This is a genomic window from Salinispirillum sp. LH 10-3-1 (assembly GCF_030643825.1).
Classification (GTDB): Bacteria; Pseudomonadota; Gammaproteobacteria; order Pseudomonadales; family Natronospirillaceae; genus Salinispirillum.
In genome coordinates, this window is sequence record NZ_CP101717.1 from 2988638 (window position 1) to 3009671 (window position 21034).

The 21034-nt window shown below is 51.9% G+C and carries 19 protein-coding genes and 1 tRNA gene; all 20 read right to left on the reverse strand.

Annotated features, from left to right (window positions below; all coding sequences use genetic code 11):
* Nucleotides 1-3: 3 nt before the first annotated feature.
* Nucleotides 4-279, reverse strand: coding sequence for a 30S ribosomal protein S19 (rpsS, locus tag NFC81_RS13815; protein ID WP_304995065.1), 276 nt, complete (start codon nucleotides 277-279; stop codon nucleotides 4-6).
* A gap of 15 nt (nucleotides 280-294) precedes the next feature.
* Nucleotides 295-1119, reverse strand: coding sequence for a 50S ribosomal protein L2 (rplB, locus tag NFC81_RS13820; RefSeq protein WP_304995066.1), 825 nt, complete (start codon nucleotides 1117-1119; stop codon nucleotides 295-297).
* Nucleotides 1120-1133: 14 nt separating this feature from the next.
* Nucleotides 1134-1433: a 50S ribosomal protein L23 gene (gene rplW, locus NFC81_RS13825; protein ID WP_304995067.1), complete on the reverse strand. Its 300-nt coding sequence runs from the start codon at nucleotides 1431-1433 to the stop codon at nucleotides 1134-1136.
* A complete protein-coding gene (gene rplD / locus NFC81_RS13830; protein ID WP_304995068.1) occupies nucleotides 1430-2038 on the reverse strand; it encodes a 50S ribosomal protein L4 in 609 nt (202 codons plus the stop codon). The genes rplW and rplD overlap by 4 nt, the downstream gene beginning before the upstream one ends.
* 10 nt (nucleotides 2039-2048) lie before the next feature.
* A complete protein-coding gene (rplC, locus tag NFC81_RS13835; protein ID WP_304995069.1) occupies nucleotides 2049-2681 on the reverse strand; it encodes a 50S ribosomal protein L3 in 633 nt (210 codons plus the stop codon).
* A gap of 151 nt (nucleotides 2682-2832) precedes the next feature.
* Entirely contained in the window at nucleotides 2833-3144 is a 312-nt protein-coding gene (gene rpsJ, locus NFC81_RS13840; protein WP_304995070.1) for a 30S ribosomal protein S10, read from the reverse strand.
* Between the two features lie 228 nt (nucleotides 3145-3372).
* Entirely contained in the window at nucleotides 3373-4569 is a 1197-nt protein-coding gene (gene tuf, locus NFC81_RS13845) for an elongation factor Tu (RefSeq protein ID WP_304995071.1), read from the reverse strand.
* A 37-nt stretch (nucleotides 4570-4606) separates the two neighbouring features.
* A complete protein-coding gene (gene fusA, locus NFC81_RS13850; RefSeq protein ID WP_304995072.1) occupies nucleotides 4607-6697 on the reverse strand; it encodes an elongation factor G in 2091 nt (696 codons plus the stop codon).
* Nucleotides 6698-6715: 18 nt separating this feature from the next.
* A complete protein-coding gene (gene rpsG / locus NFC81_RS13855) occupies nucleotides 6716-7186 on the reverse strand; it encodes a 30S ribosomal protein S7 (protein ID WP_304995073.1) in 471 nt (156 codons plus the stop codon).
* A 122-nt stretch (nucleotides 7187-7308) separates the two neighbouring features.
* Nucleotides 7309-7683, reverse strand: a complete 375-nt coding sequence (gene rpsL, locus NFC81_RS13860; protein WP_304995074.1) for a 30S ribosomal protein S12 — start codon at nucleotides 7681-7683, stop codon at nucleotides 7309-7311.
* A gap of 120 nt (nucleotides 7684-7803) precedes the next feature.
* Nucleotides 7804-12000: a DNA-directed RNA polymerase subunit beta' gene (gene rpoC / locus NFC81_RS13865; protein WP_304995075.1), complete on the reverse strand. Its 4197-nt coding sequence runs from the start codon at nucleotides 11998-12000 to the stop codon at nucleotides 7804-7806.
* A gap of 126 nt (nucleotides 12001-12126) precedes the next feature.
* Nucleotides 12127-16206 (reverse strand): DNA-directed RNA polymerase subunit beta, encoded by a 4080-nt coding sequence (rpoB, locus tag NFC81_RS13870; RefSeq protein WP_304995076.1) that lies wholly within the window; start codon nucleotides 16204-16206, stop codon nucleotides 12127-12129.
* 155 nt (nucleotides 16207-16361) lie between these two features.
* Complete coding sequence (gene rplL / locus NFC81_RS13875) at nucleotides 16362-16736, reverse strand: 50S ribosomal protein L7/L12 (protein ID WP_304995077.1); 375 nt, start codon at nucleotides 16734-16736, stop codon at nucleotides 16362-16364.
* A 41-nt stretch (nucleotides 16737-16777) separates the two neighbouring features.
* The gene (gene rplJ, locus NFC81_RS13880) at nucleotides 16778-17305 is read right to left on the reverse strand and encodes a 50S ribosomal protein L10 (protein WP_304995078.1); all 528 of its coding nucleotides are present in this window, start codon (nucleotides 17303-17305) and stop codon (nucleotides 16778-16780) included.
* Between the two features lie 182 nt (nucleotides 17306-17487).
* On the reverse strand, nucleotides 17488-18183 hold the full coding sequence (rplA, locus tag NFC81_RS13885) for a 50S ribosomal protein L1 (RefSeq protein ID WP_304995079.1): 696 nt from the start codon (nucleotides 18181-18183) through the stop codon (nucleotides 17488-17490).
* On the reverse strand, nucleotides 18183-18617 hold the full coding sequence (gene rplK / locus NFC81_RS13890; protein WP_304995080.1) for a 50S ribosomal protein L11: 435 nt from the start codon (nucleotides 18615-18617) through the stop codon (nucleotides 18183-18185). The genes rplA and rplK overlap by 1 nt, the downstream gene beginning before the upstream one ends.
* 82 nt (nucleotides 18618-18699) lie before the next feature.
* Nucleotides 18700-19227, reverse strand: coding sequence for a transcription termination/antitermination protein NusG (gene nusG, locus NFC81_RS13895; RefSeq protein WP_304995081.1), 528 nt, complete (start codon nucleotides 19225-19227; stop codon nucleotides 18700-18702).
* Between the two features lie 15 nt (nucleotides 19228-19242).
* A complete protein-coding gene (secE, locus tag NFC81_RS13900; RefSeq protein WP_304995082.1) occupies nucleotides 19243-19611 on the reverse strand; it encodes a preprotein translocase subunit SecE in 369 nt (122 codons plus the stop codon).
* A 33-nt stretch (nucleotides 19612-19644) separates the two neighbouring features.
* A tRNA-Trp gene (locus NFC81_RS13905) sits at nucleotides 19645-19720 on the reverse strand.
* Nucleotides 19721-19785: 65 nt separating this feature from the next.
* Nucleotides 19786-20982 carry an elongation factor Tu gene (gene tuf, locus NFC81_RS13910; protein WP_304995071.1) on the reverse strand — a complete coding sequence of 399 codons (1197 nt, stop codon included), beginning with the start codon at nucleotides 20980-20982 and terminating at the stop codon, nucleotides 19786-19788.
* Nucleotides 20983-21034: the final 52 nt, after the last annotated feature.

The following is a 21034-nucleotide window of genomic DNA, read 5'->3' on the forward strand; positions in this document are numbered from 1 at the left end:
CCTCTACCGTTTGGCTTTCTTGTCCGCTGCATGACCTTTGTACGTGCGGGTCAGCGCGAATTCACCTAACTTATGACCGACCATGTCTTCTGTAACGAATACAGGAACATGTTGACGGCCATTATGGACTGCTATGGTCAACCCAATGAATTCAGGGAAGATGGTGCTACGACGAGACCACGTCTTAATTGGACGTTTCTCGCCTTTCTCAATAGCAGCCTCTACCTTTTTCATTAAATGCAGGTCTACAAATGGACCTTTCTTTAAAGAACGTGGCACGGCCTAATCCTCTTATTACTTAGTACGACGACGAACAATGTATTTGTCCGTACGCTTGTTTTTACGGGTTTTGTAACCTTTAGTAGGTACGCCCCAAGGTGTCACAGGGTGACGACCACCAGAGGTTTTACCTTCACCACCACCGTGTGGGTGGTCAACCGGGTTCATGACTACACCACGAACGGTCGGACGAACGCCGCGCCACCGTGATGCACCCGCTTTACCCAACTGCCGCAGGCTGTGTTCTGAGTTGCTGACTTCGCCCAATGTGGCGCGGCAGTCAACCAATACCTTACGCATTTCACCGGAACGCAGACGCAGAGTGGCATAACCACTGTCACGTGCGACCAGCTGTACCGAAGTACCTGCAGAACGAGCGATCTGACCACCTTTACCAGGCTTCAGCTCAACGTTGTGCACGACACTACCTACTGGAATGTTACGCAATGGCATAGCATTACCTGGCTTAATCGGTGCGTGCTCACCGGACAGTACAGGACTGCCAGCAGCTACGTTACGCGGAGCCAGGATGTAACGACGCTCGCCGTCCTTGTACAAAACAAGAGCGATGTGCGCGCTACGGTTAGGATCGTATTCAAGACGCTCTACAACGCCAGGAATGCCATCTTTGTTACGCTTGAAGTCTACCAAACGATAGTGCTGCTTGTGCCCACCACCGATGTGACGTGTTGTGATCCGGCCCTGGTTGTTACGACCACCAGTGCGAGATTTCTTTTCCACCAACGCGGCAAAAGGGGCGCCTTTATGCAGATCAGGTGTTTTAACCTGAACGACGTGACGACGACCGGCGGATGATGGTTTCGCTTTTACAATAGCCATTCTTGCCTACCCCTTTACACGCTCAGAAAGTCAATTTCCTGACCTTCAGCCAGACGCACATACGCTTTTTTCACGTTGTTACGCTTGCCGAGACCACGCGCAGTGCGCTTGACTTTGCCTTTTTGGACCAAAGTACGTACGTTCAGTACCTTTACTTCGAACAGTTTTTCAACCGCCTGCTTGATCTCAGGCTTGGTTGCATCGGGTGCAACACGAAATACGTATTGACCGTTACCGTCAGCGACGATGGTTGCCTTCTCAGAAATATGAGGACCCATCAACACCTTCAGAAGACGCTCTTGGTGACTACTCATGACAACACCTCCTCAACTTTCTTCAGAGCTGCTACGGTCATAACCACCTTATCGAAGGCTACCAGCGATACAGGATCGACACCGGCTACGTCCAGTACGTCAACGTGTGGCACGTTGCGCGCAGACAGGAACAGGTTTTCCGTCACTTCGTCGGCTACGAACAGGGCGTTATTCAGGCCCAGCTCTTTCATTTTGCTCAAAAACAGCTTGGTTTTCGGCTCAGCGATGTTCAGATCATCAACGATCACCAGACGCTCTTGACGAACCAGTTCAGACAAAATTGACTGAATGGCGCCGCGATACATCTTGCGGTTAACTTTCTGTGAGTAATCGCGTGGCGTCGCAGCGAATGTTACGCCACCTGAACGCCAAATCGGGCTACGTGTAGTACCCGCACGAGCACGACCAGTACCCTTTTGACGCCATGGCTTAGCACCGCCACCAGAAACCTGGCTACGCGTCTTCTGTGCTTTGCTGCCTTGACGGCCAGCGGCCATATACGCGGTAACAACCTGGTGTACCAACGCTTCGTTGAAGTCTTTGCCGAAGGTAGCGTCAGATACTTCAACAGTAGAATTTTTGCTTCCTACTACATTAAGATTCATGACAATTCCCTCAAGCCTTCACGGCTGGTTTGACAATGACGTGGCCAGATGTTGCTCCGGGCACGGCACCTTTAACCAACAGCAGATTACGTTCGGCATCAACACGCACAACTTCCAGAGTCTGGACAGTCACTTGCTCGGCACCCATGTGGCCGGACATTTTCTTGCCCTTCCATACACGACCTGGAGTCTGGCACTGACCGATAGAACCGGGCGCGCGGTGAGACAGGGAGTTACCGTGAGTGGCATCTTGCATGCTGAAATTGTGGCGCTTGATAGCACCTTGGAAGCCTTTACCTTTCGAAGTACCGGTCACATCAATCTTTTGACCTGCCTCGAAAATAGAGACACCCACTGTGTCGCCGATCTTTAATTCACCAAGATCGTCGGCACGGAATTCGCGAACCAGCTCACCCGCTTCGATACCCGCTTTCGCGTAGTGACCTGCTTGTGATTTGTTTACACGCGAGGCTTTCTTCTGACCAAAGGTCAGCTGAACCGCAGTGTAACCGTCTGAATCGACAGATTTAACTTGTGAAACCCGATTGGGCGTCACTTCAATTACCGTAACTGGTACAGACACGCCTTCAGCAGTGAAGACACGGGTCATACCAGCCTTACGGCCAATAACACCAATAGACATCTTTATTACTCCAATGTACGGGGCTATATCCCACACTCTACATAATGTACTAGAGAGGGTACCCGCTATGGCCGTTCCCGAAGAAACTGTTACACAGGAGGCGCTTGGCACTTTTCAGTGGTCTACCCCTAGAGGCAGACAATACAAACGCTTAACCCAGACTAATTTGAACGTCAACGCCCGCTGCCAGATCCAGCTTCATCAAGGCATCTACCGTTTTCTCGGTAGGCTCAACGATATCCAGCATACGTTTGTGTGTTCTCAACTCATACTGATCGCGTGCATCTTTATTCACGTGAGGAGAAACCAGTACGGTGAAGCGCTCGCGCTTAGTAGGCAGCGGGATAGGACCCCGAACCTGTGCGCCAGTACGCTTGGCCGTATCGACAATCTCCTGCGTGGATGCATCGATCAAGCGATGATCAAACGCCTTCAGGCGAATTCTGATCTTTTGGTTCTGCATGTGACCAAAACTCCGAAATTGTTAAACAGCATTACGCCCCCTCAGGCCTACTGAGGGACGCGCATTATATTGACGTGTCATGGCGGTGTCAATGACGACGCCGAATTAAAACACCCGTTACCACGCTACGCTAAGTTATTGCCACAGCCACTCTTTGATGAGGGCTAATAAAAAGGGGGAGTCTACAGACTCCCCCTTTTTCTGGATCCGCTTAGCGCGGCGCAATCATCACTCGATGATTTTCGCTACAACGCCCGCACCTACGGTACGGCCACCTTCACGAATGGCGAAACGCAGGTTGTCTTCCATCGCGATCGGCGCGATCAGAGTGACTTCCATCTTGATGTTGTCGCCAGGCATAACCATCTCAACGCCTTCTGGCAGCTCACAGCTTCCGGTCACGTCAGTGGTACGGAAATAGAACTGTGGGCGGTAGCCTTTGAAGAATGGCGTGTGACGGCCACCTTCTTCTTTGCTCAACACGTATACTTCCGCTTCGAACTTGGTGTGCGGAGTAATAGTACCTGGCTTAGCCAATACCTGACCACGCTCTACGTCGTCACGCTTAGTACCACGCAACAAAGCACCTACGTTCTCACCGGCACGACCTTCGTCGAGCAGCTTACGGAACATTTCTACACCGGTTACGATGGTCTTAGTGGTATCACGGATACCAACGATTTCCACTTCGTCGCCAGTCTTAACAATACCGCGCTCGATACGGCCAGTTACTACCGTACCGCGACCCGCGATTGAGAAAACGTCTTCCACAGGCATCAGGAACGGCTGGTCGATAGCACGCTCTGGCTCAGGAATGTACTCGTCCAGAGTCTCTACCAGCTTCTTAACCGCTGTAGTACCCATTTCGTTGTCATCACGGCCTTCCAGCGCCATCAGCGCAGAACCGATGATGATCGGCGTGTCGTCGCCTGGGAAATCGTACTGTGACAGCAAGTCACGGATTTCCATTTCTACCAGCTCCAACAACTCAGCGTCGTCTACCATGTCCGCTTTGTTCATGAATACAACGATGTACGGTACACCAACCTGACGAGACAACAGGATGTGCTCACGCGTCTGAGGCATTGGGCCGTCAGCTGCTGAACAAACCAAGATAGCGCCGTCCATCTGAGCCGCACCGGTGATCATGTTTTTAACATAGTCAGCGTGGCCTGGGCAGTCTACGTGGGCGTAGTGACGTGCTGGTGAATCATACTCAACGTGTGAAGTAGCGATCGTGATACCACGAGCGCGCTCTTCAGGTGCGTTGTCGATCTGATCGAATGCACGCTGCTCACCTGTACCCCAAACGTCAAAACAAACGCGCGTCAACGCGGCTGTCAGGGTGGTTTTACCGTGGTCAACGTGACCGATGGTGCCCACGTTCAGGTGGGGCTTGCTACGCTCAAAGGTTGCCTTTGACATGTTTAATACCTCAATTTACTTAAAGGAGCCTGACGGATCAGGCCTTTTTAATGATTGCTTCTGCAATGTTGTTAGGTGCTTCAGAGTACTGTGCAAATTCCATGGTGTAGGATGCACGACCCTGAGACATGGAACGCAGATCCGTTGCATATCCGAACATTTCGGACAACGGCACTTCAGCATTAATGATCTTACCGGAAGGACTGTCGTCCATACCCTGTACCAAGCCGCGACGACGGTTAAGGTCACCCATAACATCACCCATGTAGTCTTCTGGCGTTACCGCCTCAACTTTCATCATAGGCTCCATCAACGCTGGATTACCTTTCTCAGCCAATTTCTTAACAGCCATAGAAGCGGCGACTTTAAACGCCATTTCGTTGGAGTCAACGTCGTGGTAAGAACCGTCGATCAAGGTGGCTTTCAGACCCAGCAGAGGATAACCGGCCAAAATACCGTTTTTCATCTGCTCAGCGATGCCTTTCTCGACCGCAGGAATGTATTCCTTAGGTACAACACCACCAACGATCTCGTTAACAAATTCCAGGCCATCACCTTCTGCAGGCTCAAAACGCACCACTACGTGACCGTACTGACCGCGACCACCAGACTGACGTACGAACTTGCTTTCAACTTCGCAAGCCGAACGAATCTTCTCGCGGTAAGCAACCTGTGGCGCACCGATGTTGGCCTCAACCTTAAACTCACGCTTCATACGATCAACGATGATGTCGAGGTGCAATTCACCCATACCACCGATGATGGTCTGGCCGGACTCTTCGTCAGTGCGGACGCGGAAAGACGGGTCTTCCTGTGCCAGCTTACCCAAAGCAACGCCCATTTTTTCTTGGTCGGTCTTGGTCTTAGGCTCAACAGCCACATGTATAACTGGCTCAGGGAATTCCATACGCTCCAGGGTGATCACATTGTCTGGATCGCACAGCGTGTCACCGGTGGTGACCGTTTTGATACCAACCAGTGCTGCGATGTCGCCGGCACGCACTTCTTTAATTTCCTGACGGTCGTTCGCGTGCATCTGTACCATACGACCAACACGCTCTTTCTTACCTTTCACTGAGTTAACCACGGCGTCACCTGAATTCAGGACACCCGAGTAAACACGGATAAAGGTCAGCGTACCCACAAATGGGTCGGTAGCAATTTTAAAGGCCAGTGACGCGAATGGCTGATCATCGCTTGATTCGCGACGCGCAACGGTTTCGCCGTCTTCCAACACACCTTCAATCGCTTTAACTTCGGTCGGACCAGGCATGTACTCGATAACAGCATCCAGTACCGCTTGCACGCCCTTGTTCTTAAAGGCAGAACCACACAGCGTCAGAATCAAATCATTCGCCAGGGTGCGCGCACGCAGACCCGCTTTGATTTCTTCCTCGGTCAGCTCTTCGCCTTCCAAGTACTTGTTCATTAACTCGTCGTTCGCTTCAGCTGCAGCTTCAACGATTTCAGTACGGGCTTCTTCTGCTTCTGCCAGCATGTCAGCAGGGATGTCGCCGTATTCAAACGTCATACCCTGATCTTCTTCGTTCCACAGAATGGACTTCATCTTGATCAAGTCGACAACGCCTTTGAAGTCGTCTTCAGCGCCGATGGGCAACTGAATAGGCACAGCTTTAGCACCCAGACGATCTTTCAACTGCGTAACAACACGCATAAAGTTAGCGCCGGCACGGTCCATCTTGTTGACGAACACCATGCGCGGAACTTCATACTTGTTGGCCTGACGCCATACCGTTTCAGTCTGCGGCTGTACGCCAGAAGAGGCGCACAATACGATGACGGCACCGTCGAGTACACGCAAAGAACGCTCTACTTCGATAGTGAAGTCGACGTGCCCAGGGGTATCGATGATGTTTACACGGTGTTCTTCAAACTGTGCGCCCATACCTTTCCAGAAACAGGTAACAGCAGCTGAGGTAATAGTAATACCACGCTCTTGCTCCTGCTCCATCCAGTCGGTAGTGGCTGCGCCGTCGTGTACTTCACCGATCTTGTGAGACAAGCCAGTGTAGAACAGCACACGCTCTGTAGTTGTGGTTTTGCCCGCATCAACGTGCGCACAAATACCGATGTTGCGGTAAAGATTAATCGGTGTCTTACGAGCCACGATTCTTTCCCCTGTTTTTTAGAAGCGAAAATGTGAGAAGGCTTTGTTGGCTTCAGCCATGCGGTGTACGTCTTCACGTTTCTTCGCAGCTGCACCCTTACCTTCTACCGCGTCAGCCAGCTCGCCGGCCAGACGCAGATCCATCGACTTCTCACCACGCTTACGTGCGCAGTCTACCAACCAACGCATAGCGAGGGCTTGACGACGCTCAGGGCGCACTTCTACTGGCACCTGATAAGTGGCACCACCTACACGGCGAGATTTAACCTCAACCATGGGTGCAACAGCTTCCAGCGCAGACTCGAATACTTCGATAGGATCTTTATTGGTGCGTTCTTGGATTTTGTCCAAAGCACCGTACACGATACGCTCGGCGATGGACTTTTTACCGTCGACCATAACGTGGTTCATGAATTTGGCCAGAGTTTTGTTGTGAAACTTCGGATCTGGCAATACGTCGCGTTTGGCGACAACTCGTCTTCTTGGCATGATAAGCCCTCTGTGTTAGGTCTTCAGGGTAATCCGAAACAATGACATCAACGTGTCGTGCCCGGCCTTACTCTTATCTAATTACGTCAACTGCAAATAGAAACGACAATTACTAATAAAAATTACTTCTTAGCGCGCTTGGTACCGTACTTAGAGCGAGCCTGCAAACGCTTAGCAACACCAGCGCAATCCAGGGCACCACGTACAGTGTGGTAACGCACACCAGGCAAGTCTTTAACACGACCGCCACGGATCAAAACTACTGAGTGTTCTTGCAAGTTGTGGCCTTCACCACCGATGTAAGAGGACACTTCATAGCCGTTAGTCAAACGTACACGGCATACTTTACGCAGTGCAGAGTTTGGTTTTTTCGGGGTAGTGGTATATACCCGCGTACAAACACCACGACGCTGAGGACACGCTTGCAACGCACGAACGTCACTAGGAATCACTTTGCGCTTACGTGGCTTGCGAACCAATTGGTTAATGGTTGCCATTCAGCCTTTCTCCAGTTTTTGCTTCTTAACAATAAATTGTCCCGGACACAGGCCCGGGACAATAAAAGGACGCGAATGATAGGGCTCGACTGCTTTTTAGTCAAGCCCGTAACACAGCGCTTACTTGTTCAACGCTTCGCTCAGTGCGGCTTCCACATCACTGGCGCTGACCGTTGCACGGCCGGTGCCATTGACGCGTTCATCGCGCTTACGCTTACGCTCGGCGTGATAAGCCAAACCAGTACCCGCAGGTATCAGTCGACCCACCACCACGTTCTCTTTCAAGCCGCGCAGGTAGTCACGCTTCCCGGTCACTGCCCCTTCGGTCAGTACACGAGTGGTTTCCTGGAACGAAGCCGCAGAAATAAACGACTCAGTAGCCAGTGACGCCTTGGTGATACCCAGTAACACACGCTCATAGGTAGCAGGCATCTTACCTTCTGCTTCCATTTCAGCGTTGGCTTGCTGTACCGCAGTGAACTCCACTTGATCGCCTTTGATAAAGTGGGTGTCATTCGGCTCAACAATGATCACCTTACGCAACATCTGACGCACGATGGTCTCAATGTGCTTGTCGTTAATGACAACACCTTGCAGACGGTACACTTCCTGGATCTCTTCAGTGATGTACTGCGACAGCGCTTCTACACCCAACAGGCGCAGAATGTCGTGCGGGTTCAATGGGCCTTCGGAGATCAACTCACCCTTCTCAACCGTTTCACCTTCAAACACGCTCAGCTGACGCCACTTAGGAATCAACTCTTCATACGCTTCGCCATTCAGACCAGTGATCATCAGGCGTTTCTTACCTTTGGTTTCTTTACCGAAACCTACGGTACCGGAGATTTCTGCCAAAATAGCAGGCTCTTTCGGTTTACGCGCTTCGAACAAGTCGGCCACACGTGGCAGACCACCGGTGATGTCTTTGTTACCAGACGAGGCTTGCGGGATACGGGCCAGTACGTCACCCACCTTCACCGCTTGACCATCGGTCAAGCTCAGCAATGAGCCGTCGGGCAGGAAGTACTGCACCGGCTGATCAGAATCACCGAACTTGATCTCTTTGCCCTTCTCATCCAACAGCTTCAGCATTGGACGAATGTCCTTACCAGCGCTGTTACGATCTTTCTGCGGAATCACTTCGATGCTTGACACACCGGTCAACTCATCCAGTTTGGCATTAATGGTCACGCCATCTTCCAGACCGATGAACTGCACCTTACCCTTGAACTCAGAGATGATCGGGTGCGTGTGTGGATCCCACTTCGCTACGATCTGTCCAGCGTCCACAGCGTCGCCTTCACGTACCAATACGGTCGCACCGTATGGCAGCTTGTAGCGCTCACGCTCACGACCGGCGGAGTCAGTAATGGCCAATACCGAAGAACGCGATACCGTAACCAGCTCGCCGTTCTCACGCTCGGCGGTCTTGGTGTTGTGCATCCGCACCTTGCCGCCATGCTTAACCTGTACGTTGTCGACAGCCGACGAACTAGAGGCCGCACCACCGATGTGGAACGTACGCATCGTCAACTGAGTACCGGGCTCACCGATGGACTGGGCAGCGATGATACCCACCGCTTCACCGATGTTAACCAGGTGACCACGTGCCAAGTCGCGGCCGTAGCACTTCGCACAGATACCATGCAGCGTGTCACAGGTGATAGTAGAGCGCGCAATGATCTGATCAATACCCCACTCATCAATCTTCTCAACCCAGGCTTCGTCCAGCAGGGTACCTGCAGGGATTGCCAGATCGTCAGTGCCTGGCATCAGTACATCCTGAGCCACTACACGGCCCAACACCTGCTGACCCAAAGCAACAACCACGTCGCCACCTTCGATAACCGGCTCTACGACCACACCATTGGTGGTGCCACAATCGGTTTCAGTGACCACAACGTCCTGCGCCACGTCAACCAAACGACGGGTCAGGTAACCGGAGTTCGCTGTCTTCAATGCCGTATCGGCCAGACCTTTACGAGCACCGTGCGTCGAGATGAAGTATTCACCTACCGACAAGCCTTCACGGAAGTTGGACTTGATCGGGTTTTCAATGATCGAGCCATCTGGTTTCGCCATCAGACCACGCATACCGGCCAACTGACGAATCTGAGCTGGGGAGCCACGAGCACCCGAGTCGGCATAGATATACACAGAGTTGAACGACTCTTGGTCTACTTCATCACCGTTTTTATCAATGGTCTTCTCAGTACCGATGGACTCCATCATAGAACGTGCAATGTTTTCATTGGCACGCGACCAGATGTCGACCACCTTGTTGTACTTCTCGCCCTGGGTTACCAGACCGCCTTCGTACTGCTCTTGGATTTCCTGAACTTCGGCTTCTGCCTTGCCCAGAATCTCACCCTTGTTTTCAGGGATTTCAAAGTCATTCACGCCGATGGAAGCACCGCTACGCGTCGCGTAGAAGAAGCCCATGTACATGATTTGGTCAGCGAAGATAACCGTGTCTTTCAAACCGGCACGACGGTAGCTTTCGTTCAACAGGCTTGAAATAGCCTTCTTCTTCATCGCCTTGTTAACCAGCTCAAACGGCAGGCCTTCAGGCACGATGGTGTAAAGGATCACGCGACCCACGGTGGTGTCTTGGATCGTTGTACGCTCTTCCACTTCACCGTTCAGCTTGATGATCTCACGCACGCGCACCTTAATGCGGGCTTGCAAACCAACAGCACCCGTACCATAGGCACGCTGCACTTCGGCGACATCAGCAAAGACCATACCTTCGCCTTTGTCGTTGATGCGGTCGCGCGTCATGTAATACAGACCCAGTACAACGTCTTGCGACGGTACAATGATCGGCTCACCGTTGGCAGGCGACAGAATGTTGTTGGTCGACATCATCAGCGCACGCGCTTCTAACTGTGCTTCCAGCGTCAACGGTACGTGTACCGCCATCTGGTCACCGTCGAAGTCGGCGTTGTAGGCCGCACACACCAGTGGGTGCAGCTGGATTGCCTTACCTTCGATCAACGTCGGCTCAAACGCTTGGATACCCAAACGGTGCAGCGTCGGCGCGCGGTTCAGCAATACCGGGTGTTCACGAATCACTTCGTCTAGGATGTCCCAAACGACCGCTTCTTCACGCTCAACCATTTTCTTCGCAGCTTTGATCGTCGTGGCCAAGCCACGCAATTCCAGCTTGCTGTAGATGAACGGCTTGAACAGCTCCAGAGCCATCTTCTTCGGCAGACCGCACTGGTGCAGACGTAGGGTCGGACCTACCACGATGACCGAACGGCCAGAGTAGTCGACGCGCTTACCCAACAGGTTCTGACGGAAACGACCCTGCTTACCTTTGATCATGTCAGCCAGTGACTTCAAAGGACGACGGTTAGAACCGGTGATGGCACGACCACGACGGCCGTTATCCAGCAAGGCATCTACCGACTCTTGCAGCATACGCTTTTCGTTACGTACGATGATGTCAGGTGCGTTCAGCTCCAACAGACGCTTCAAGCGGTTGTTGCGGTTAATGACGCGACGATACAGATCGTTCAGGTCAGAGGTCGCAAAACGGCCGCCGTCCAACGGTACCAACGGACGCAAGTCAGGTGGCAACACCGGCAATACGGTCATGACCATCCACTCAGGATCGTTGCCTGATTTGTGGAAGGCTTCCAAAATTTTCAGCCGCTTAGACAGCTTCTTGATTTTGGTTTCACTGTTGGTGGCTGGAATCTCTTCCCGCAACTGACCTATTTCCTGCTCGACATTGATGTCTTTCAGCAGCTGTTTGATCGCTTCGGCACCCATACGTGCGTCGAAGTCATCACCGAATTCTTCAATGGCTTGGTAGTAGTCTTCATCAGACAACAACTGGCCTTTTTCCAGCGTGGTCATGCCGGGCTCGATCACGACGAATGATTCGTAATACAGAATCCGCTCGATGTCGCGCAGTGTCATGTCCAGCATCAAGCCGATACGTGACGGCAATGATTTCAGGAACCAGATGTGGGCAACCGGGGCGGCCAATTCAATGTGACCCATACGCTCACGGCGTACTTTAGACTGCGTGACTTCAACGCCACACTTCTCACAGATGACACCACGGTGCTTCAGGCGCTTGTACTTACCGCACAAGCACTCATAATCCTTGATAGGCCCGAAAATACGGGCGCAAAACAGACCGTCACGCTCAGGCTTGAACGTACGGTAGTTGATGGTTTCTGGCTTTTTGACTTCACCAAAAGACCACGAACGAATCATTTCTGGCGAGGCCAAGCCAATTCGAATCGAATCGAATTCTTCTTCGTGGCTTTGCGCCTTCAACAGGCCTAATAAGTCTTTCATATAACTGCCTCAGAGCTAGTTAATGATCAGGGCGTCGTCGCGCGACGCCCGAATTACATGTTGTTGCCTAACGCCACAGCGTTTGGTCCGACCCCATCCGTGGGGACTTCCGGATAGCTTGCGCTATCAGTCGTGCTCCAGCTCGATATCGATACCCAGTGAACGGATTTCTTTGATCAGTACGTTGAAAGACTCAGGCATGCCTGGCTCCATCCGGTGATCACCGTCGACGATGTTTTTGTACATCTTCGTCCGGCCGTTCACGTCATCCGACTTAACGGTGAGCATTTCTTGCAGGGTATGGGCGGCGCCATAAGCTTCCAGCGCCCACACTTCCATTTCCCCGAAACGCTGACCACCGAACTGTGCCTTACCACCCAGCGGCTGCTGCGTGACCAGACTGTACGAACCAGTCGAGCGGGCGTGCATCTTGTCGTCAACCAAGTGGTTCAACTTCAACATGTACATGTAGCCAACCGTCGTTTCACGTTCAAACGGCTCACCAGTACGACCATCCCACAGCTGAATCTGACCAGAGCTTGGCAATTCAGCCAACTCAAGAAGTGCTTTCACTTCGTGCTCTTTAGCACCGTCAAAGACAGGCGTACTGACCGGCAGTCCGCCGCGCAGGTTACCGGCCAATTCCATCACTTCGCCATCGGTTAATTCATCGATGTTTTCGTGACGGTAGGTCTCGCCTACGGTGTTGTAGATTCGATCCAGATACTGACGTACTTCGCTCACCGCACGCTGCTCACGCAACATGTCGTTGATGCGCTCGCCAATACCCATTGCGGCTGCACCCAGGTGCGTCTCAAGGATCTGACCAACGTTCATCCGCGACGGTACACCCAATGGGTTCAGTACCAGATCAACCGGGTTACCTTTTTCGTCGTATGGCATGTCTTCAATCGGCACGATGTTAGAGATAACACCTTTGTTACCGTGACGACCAGCCATCTTGTCACCGGGCTGAATGCGACGCTTAACGGCAAGATAAACCTTAACGATTTTCAACACACCCGGTGCCAAATCATCGCCAGAAGTCACTTTACGGCGCTTGATTTCAAAGCGACGCTCTTGATCTTCTTTGGTTTCCTTCAGCTGCTGCTCGGCGTTCTCCAGGGCTTCAGCTTTCGCTTCTTCTGCCAGACGCAGAGTAAACCAGTCAGCGTGTGGCAATTCTGCCAATGCTTCTTTGGTCAGCTTGGTGCCTTTAGCAATACCAGCACCGCCATTAACCGTTGCGCCTTCCAGCACGTTAGCCAGACGCTCAAAGGTTGCTTGTTCAATAATCTTGTACTCGGCTTTCAAGTCCTTACGGAACTCGTCCAGCTGCTGCTTTTCAATGGCCTTCGCACGGGCGTCTTTTTCTACGCCGTCACGTGTGAATACCTGAACGTCAACGACCGTACCGCGCATGCCGCCTTTAACACGCTGAGAAGTGTCTTTAACATCGGACGCTTTCTCACCGAAAATGGCGCGCAACAGCTTCTCTTCTGGAGTCAGTTGAGTTTCGCTTTTCGGCGTTACCTTACCCACCAGAATGTCACCAGGACCTACTTCAGCCCCGACGTATACGATACCGCTTTCGTCCAACTTACTCAGCGCAGACTCACCCACGTTCGGGATGTCGCCGGTAATTTCTTCAGGCCCTAACTTGGTGTCACGCGCAATACAGGTCAATTCCTGAATGTGCACCGTAGTCAGGCGGTCTTCCTTCACAACACGCTCTGAAATCAGAATCGAGTCTTCGAAGTTGTAACCGTTCCAAGGCATGAACGCGATGCGCATGTTCTGACCCAACGCCAGTTCACCCAGATCGGTCGATGGACCATCGGCCAAAATGTCTCCACGCTCAACCTGATCACCCTGATTCACGATCGGGCGTTGGTTGATGCACGTGTTTTGGTTAGAACGCGTGTATTTGGTGAGGTTGTAGATATCCACACCGGCTTCCGCGCCTTCTACTTCGCTGTCGTTAACACGTACAACGACACGGGTCGCGTCTACGGTTTCAATCACACCACCACGACGGGCTACGGCACAGACGCCGGAGTCACGGGCTACAGTTCGCTCGATACCGGTACCCACTACAGGCTTTTGCGCCCGCAAAGTAGGTACGGCCTGACGTTGCATGTTCGAACCCATCAAGGCCCGGTTGGCGTCATCGTGCTCCAAGAATGGAATCAAGGCTGCAGCAACAGACACCACCTGACGCGGTGATACGTCCATCAAGTCAACGGAATCGACCGGCGCCAGAGTGAATTCACCCTTGTGACGAACCTGTACGAATTCACCTTGAATCTTCTGCTTGTCGTCCATCGGCACATTGGCCTGGGCGATCACGTGCTTACCTTCATCAATAGCGGACAGATAGACGATTTCCGGCGTCGCAACACCGTTTTTCACTACCCGATAAGCTGTTTCAAGGAAGCCGTAATGGTTGGTACGCGCATAGGTTGCCAACGAATTGATCAAACCGATGTTTGGACCTTCCGGCGTTTCGATAGGACATACACGTCCGTAATGCGTTTGGTGTACGTCACGTACTTCAAAACCTGCACGCTCACGCGTCAAACCGCCCGGCCCCAACGCAGAAACACGACGCTTGTGCGTCACTTCTGACAATGGGTTGTTTTGGTCCATAAACTGCGACAGCTGGCTCGATCCAAAGAACTCTTTAACGGCAGCCGCAACCGGCTTCGCGTTGATCAAGTCTTGTGGCATCAGGCCTTCGCTTTCCGCCAGCGACAAGCGCTCACGAACTGCACGTTCCACACGCACCAAACCAACACGGAATTGGTTTTCGGCCATCTCGCCAACCGAACGCACACGACGGTTACCCAAGTGGTCGATGTCGTCCACTTCGCCTTGGCCGTTACGGATATCAATCAGCGTTTTCAGTACTGCCGTAATATCTTCTTTACTCAGGATACCGCCGCCTTCGTCGTCTTCACGACCCAGTCGACGGTTAAACTTCATGCGGCCTACTTTACTTAAATCATAACGCTCAGAAGCGAAGAAGAGGTTTTCAAACAACGCTTCTGCTGATTCTTTCGTTGGTGGCTCGCCGGGGCGCATCATGCGGTAGATTTCTACCAACGCTTCGAGGCGTGTAGAAGAAGGATCTATGCGCAGTGTTTCAGACACATACGGGCCACAATCCAGCTCGTTCGTGTACAACACATGAATTTGCTCAGCACCGGACTCACGCAGCTTCTGCAACAGATCTGCGGTAATTTCGGTGTTGCACGCGGCAATGATCTCACCTGTTTTGGTATCAACAAAGTCTTTGGCCAACGTCTTGCCCACGATGTATTCGTCTGGCACGTTGATCTGCTTGATACCGGCTTTTTCAATTTGACGCACGTGACGCGCAGTGATACGACGACCGGCTTCAATGATGACATTGCCGTCATTGTCGATGATGTCGAAGCTGGCGTTCTCGCCTTTCAACTGATCTGCGTTGAACGTCATCTGATACAGGGCGTCGCCTTTGCGAAACTCGACGGTATCAAAGAACATGTCCAGCATTTGCTGGTTTTCATAACCCAATGCGCGCAACAAGATGGTTGCCGGCAACTTACGGCGACGGTCGATACGGACAAACACGTTGTCCTTAGGATCGAACTCAAAGTCTAGCCAAGAGCCACGATATGGGATCACCCGAGCAGAGAACAACAGCTTACCGGATGAGTGAGTTTTACCGCGATCGTGGTCAAAAAATACGCCCGGTGAACGGTGCAACTGGGACACGATAACGCGCTCAGTACCGTTAACAACAAAGGTACCGTTTTCAGTCATCAGGGGAATTTCACCCATGTAGACTTCTTGTTCTTTAATATCTTTAATGGCTTTGGATGAAGATTCTTTGTCATAAATGACCAGACGAACCTTGACCCGCAGCGGAGCTGAATAGGTAACACCGCGCAACTGGCATTCTTTTACATCGAATGCTGGCTCGCCGAGCCGGTAGCTTACGTATTCGAGTGATGCGTTACCGGAATAACTGGTGATAGGAAAAATGGACTGAAATGCCGCATGCAAACCAATTTCCTGAGCGCCTTCGGCCTCGGGATCGGACTGCAAGAATTTGCGGTAAGAGTCCATCTGAATCGCAAGCAGATAAGGCAATTCCATCACGGGTGGAATTTTTCCAAAATCCTTACGAATACGTTTTTTCTCGGTATAAGAGTAAGCCATTTAGCGTTCCCCAGCTCACATTAGTGGACGGTTCGTTGGGACTTGCGTCCGGCCTTCAAAATGAAGGAAAAAGCGTTTATCCCAGAACGGCAAAAAGGCTGGCGTCGAAACGACGCCAGCCAGTGCGTTCTGATCATTCCTGTTCAGGGGAATGATTACTTCAGCTCTACAGTCGCGCCAGCTTCTTCCAGCTTCGCTTTCAGAGCGTCTGCGTCGGCTTTAGAAACACCTTCTTTGATAGTAGCAGGAGCGCCATCTACCATAGCTTTAGCTTCTTTCAGGCCTTCGCCAGTGATTTCACGAACCACTTTGATTACGTTTACTTTCTTCTCACCAGCAGAAGCCAGAACTACGTCGAATTCTGTTTGCTCTTCAGCGGCAGCAGCGCCAGCAGCAGGAGCAGCAGCAACCGCTACAGCAGCTTGAGCAGAAACGCCGAACTTCTCTTCCATTGCTTCAACAAGAGCAACAACGTCCATTACAGACATGTCAGCAATTGCATTCAAGATATCGTCTTTAGACAAAGCCATTTCAAAAATCTCCAATAAGTCTATTCAAGCAGCAAGTAAAATCAGGCTGCTTTCTTCTGTTCTGCAACAGCATTGACAACGCGAGTAACCTTGGTAGGTACCTCGTTGAAAGTGCGTACCAGTTTGGTAATTGGTGCCAGCATGACATTGGCCAACATGCCCAGCGCTTGGTCGCGCGTAGGCAGATTTGCCAAACGGTCAATTTGATCAGCACCCAGTAACTCACCACCAACCGACAACGCTCTGACTTCAAATTTGTCATTCGCTTTCGCGAAATCTTTGAACAGGCGAGCCGCCGCACCAGGATCTTCCATTGAGAAAGCCAACAGAGTAGGTCCGGTGAAGGAGTCGGTTGCGCTCTCAAACTCTGTGCCAGCAACAGCACGACGAGCCAAGGTGTTGCGCGTTACGCGCATGTACACATTGTTCGCCCGTGCTTCAGCACGCAACTTGGTCATGTCTGAAACAGACACACCGCGCGCATCGGCGACCACGAGTGAGTGAGCAATGGCAGCTACCTTATTAACTTCGGCGACAACAACTTTCTTGTCTTCGAGTCTAAGTGCCACGTTACTTCTCCCATTATTCGATCCGAGGACCGAGTTAGCGTTTAACGGCCAGTAACCAGCTCAAAAAATGAGTGGGCTTCACCGTCTGCGTAGGAAATTAAGGTTTTGCCTAAGCATTGCCACCTACGGTCTTTGACAGCCCCGACTGAACTCAAGGTTCAGTCCGAGCCCCAAAGTTCGTTTTAAACGACCAGTGAACTCTGATCCACGGTGACACCAGGACCCATGGTAGAGGACAGAGTGATCTTCTTCAGATAAACGCCTTTCGCATTGGCTGGCTTCAATTTCTTAAGCTCAGCAATCAGTGCTTCGGCATTTTCTTTAATAGCGTTTGGCTCGAATGCAACCTTACCAATACTGGCGTGGATGATACCGTTCTTGTCAGTACGGAAACGCGCCTGACCGGCTTTAGCATTCTTAACAGCGGTAGCAACGTCAGGCGTTACTGTACCTACTTTAGGGTTTGGCATCAGGCCACGTGGACCCAAGACTTGACCCAGCTGACCAACGACACGCATAGCGTCCGGCGCGGCAATAACCACACCAAAGTCCAGGTCGCCGCCTTTCATCGTTTCAGCCAAATCTTCCATACCAACAGCGTCTGCACCGGCTGCCTTAGCAGCTTCAGCTGCAGCGCCCTGCGCAAATACGGCGATACGTACATCTTTACCAGTGCCGTGCGGCAACACAGTGGCGCCACGTACGTTCTGATCTGATTTACGCGCATCAACACCCAGGTTGATGGAGATATCAACAGACTCAGCAAATTTTACGGTAGACAGTTCTTTCAACAACGCCACTGCTTCTTCAACAGGGTACGCTTTCATTGAATCAACTTTCTCAGCAATCAGGCGAGCGCGCTTAGTTAACTTAGCCATTATTCAACACCCTCCACATTGATACCCATGCTACGTGCCGTACCAGCGATGGTGCGCACTGCGGCATCCATGCTACCTGCCGTTAAATCAGGCTCTTTGGTCGTGGCAATCTCTTCCAACTGAGCACGTGACAGCGTAGCCACCTTGTCAGTATTAGGACGAGCAGAACCGCTCTTCAGGCCGGCTGCTTTTTTCAGCAAAACAGACGCTGGAGGGGTCTTGGTGATGAATGTGAAGCTGCGGTCGCTGTATACTGTGATCACAACAGGGATCGGCAAGCCGGGTTCCATGCTCTGAGTTTCAGCGTTGAACGCCTTACAGAATTCCATGATGTTCACACCGTGCTGACCCAATGCAGGACCAACTGGTGGAGACGGGTTCGCCTTACCGGCGGCCACTTGCAGCTTAATATAAGCATTAATCTTCTTAGCCATAACTTCCTCTCAAGGGTGCAAACGCCTTTCGGCTCCCCATTTAACAACTAATACCCGCTAGCCAAGGACTAGCAGGTACTCATTAAACTTTTTCGACTTGCGTAAACTCGAGTTCTACCGGCGTGGAGCGACCAAAGATCGTGACCGACACATGCAGGCGACTCTTCTCATAGTTCACTTTCTCAACCGTGCCATTGAAGTCGGCAAACGGACCGTCGATAACACGTATTGCCTGACCCGGCTCGTACACCGTCTTCTGGGTCGGCTTTTCAGCGCCGTCTTTCACGCGCTGCAGGATAGCATCCGCCTCACGTGACGTGAGTGGCGCTGGCTTGTCTGATGTACCGCCGATGAAGCCCAAAACACGTGGCGTACCCTTTACTAGGTGCCAGCTGGCTTCGTTCATATCCATTTCTACGAGCACATAACCCGGATAAAACTTACGCTCGCTCTTGCGTTTCTTGCCGTCTTTAACTTCAACGACACTTTCCGTCGGCACGAGAATTTCACCAAAGGCGTCCTGCATACCATGCAACTCCACACGCTCCTGGAGCGTGCTAGCCACACGTTTTTCGTAGCCTGAATAGGCATGTACCACGTACCAACGCATCAACGCCTTCCTTTCTTAACCGATAAACAAGCCGATCAAATAACTGATCAGCATATCAAATAACCAAAGCATCAAGGCAACCAGCAAAACAACCACCAACACCAACAGCGTGGTCTGTGTTGTTTCATTACGATTCGGCCAGATTACCTTACGCAATTCAGTCCAGGCTTCTTTTCTGAACTGATTAAACTTTCGCCCGCGCAGCGTTGTCATTGCCACAACCGCCGCCACCAGAACGACCGCAATCACACCAATGGCGCGATACAGCAATCCGACGTCAGTAAAGTAGCCGTTGCCGAGCACCGCGATCACGAGAAGCGCAATGACGACAAGCCACTTTAGGGCATCTAAAGCTCCGCCTTTGTTCGCAGCCTGAGTAGCCATGTTGATTCCTTGAGATAAAAATGGTGCAAAAAATGGCAGGCCAGGAGGGACTCGAACCCCCAACCCTCGGTTTTGGAGACCGATGCTCTACCAATTGAGCCACTGGCCTGCACCACTCGATCGGGCGGCGGATAGTACCCCGACCCGATCGATTTTGCAAATGGTAAGGAAGGATTACTCGATAATTTTCGCTACAACGCCCGCACCAACGGTACGGCCACCTTCACGAATGGCGAAACGCAGGTTGTCTTCCATCGCGATCGGCGCGATCAGAGTGACTTCCATCTTGATGTTATCACCAGGCATAACCATCTCAACGCCTTCTGGCAGCTCACAGCTTCCGGTCACGTCAGTGGTACGGAAATAGAACTGTGGGCGGTAGCCTTTGAAGAATGGCGTGTGACGACCACCTTCTTCTTTGCTCAACACGTATACTTCCGCTTCGAACTTGGTGTGCGGAGTAATAGTACCTGGCTTAGCCAATACCTGACCACGCTCTACGTCGTCACGCTTAGTACCACGCAACAAAGCACCTACGTTCTCACCGGCACGACCTTCGTCGAGCAGCTTACGGAACATTTCTACACCGGTTACGATGGTCTTAGTGGTATCACGGATACCAACGATTTCCACTTCGTCGCCAGTCTTAACAATACCGCGCTCGATACGGCCAGTTACTACCGTACCACGACCCGCGATTGAGAAAACGTCTTCCACAGGCATCAGGAACGGCTGGTCGATAGCACGCTCTGGCTCAGGAATGTACTCGTCCAGAGTCTCTACCAGCTTCTTAACCGCTGTAGTACCCATTTCGTTGTCATCACGACCTTCCAGCGCCATCAGCGCAGAACCGATGATGATCGGCGTGTCGTCGCCTGGGAAATCGTACTGTGACAGCAAGTCACGGATTTCCATTTCTACCAGCTCCAACAACTCAGCGTCGTCTACCATGTCCGCTTTGTTCATGAATACAACGATGTACGGTACACCTACCTGACGAGACAACAGGATGTGCTCACGCGTCTGAGGCATTGGGCCGTCAGCTGCTGAACAAACCAAGATAGCGCCGTCCATCTGAGCCGCACCGGTGATCATGTTTTTAACATAGTCAGCGTGGCCTGGGCAGTCTACGTGGGCGTAGTGACGTGCTGGTGAATCATACTCAACGTGTGAAGTAGCGATCGTGATACCACGAGCGCGCTCTTCAGGTGCGTTGTCGATTTGATCGAATGCACGCTGCTCACCTGTACCCCAAACGTCAAAACAAACGCGCGTCAACGCGGCTGTCAGGGTGGTTTTACCGTGGTCAACGTGACCGATGGTGCCCACGTTCAGGTGGGGCTTGCTACGCTCAAAGGTTGCCTTTGACATAAAACCTGCCTCTCTTAATGTATTTTCTAGCCTACATAATAAAAGACAGGCC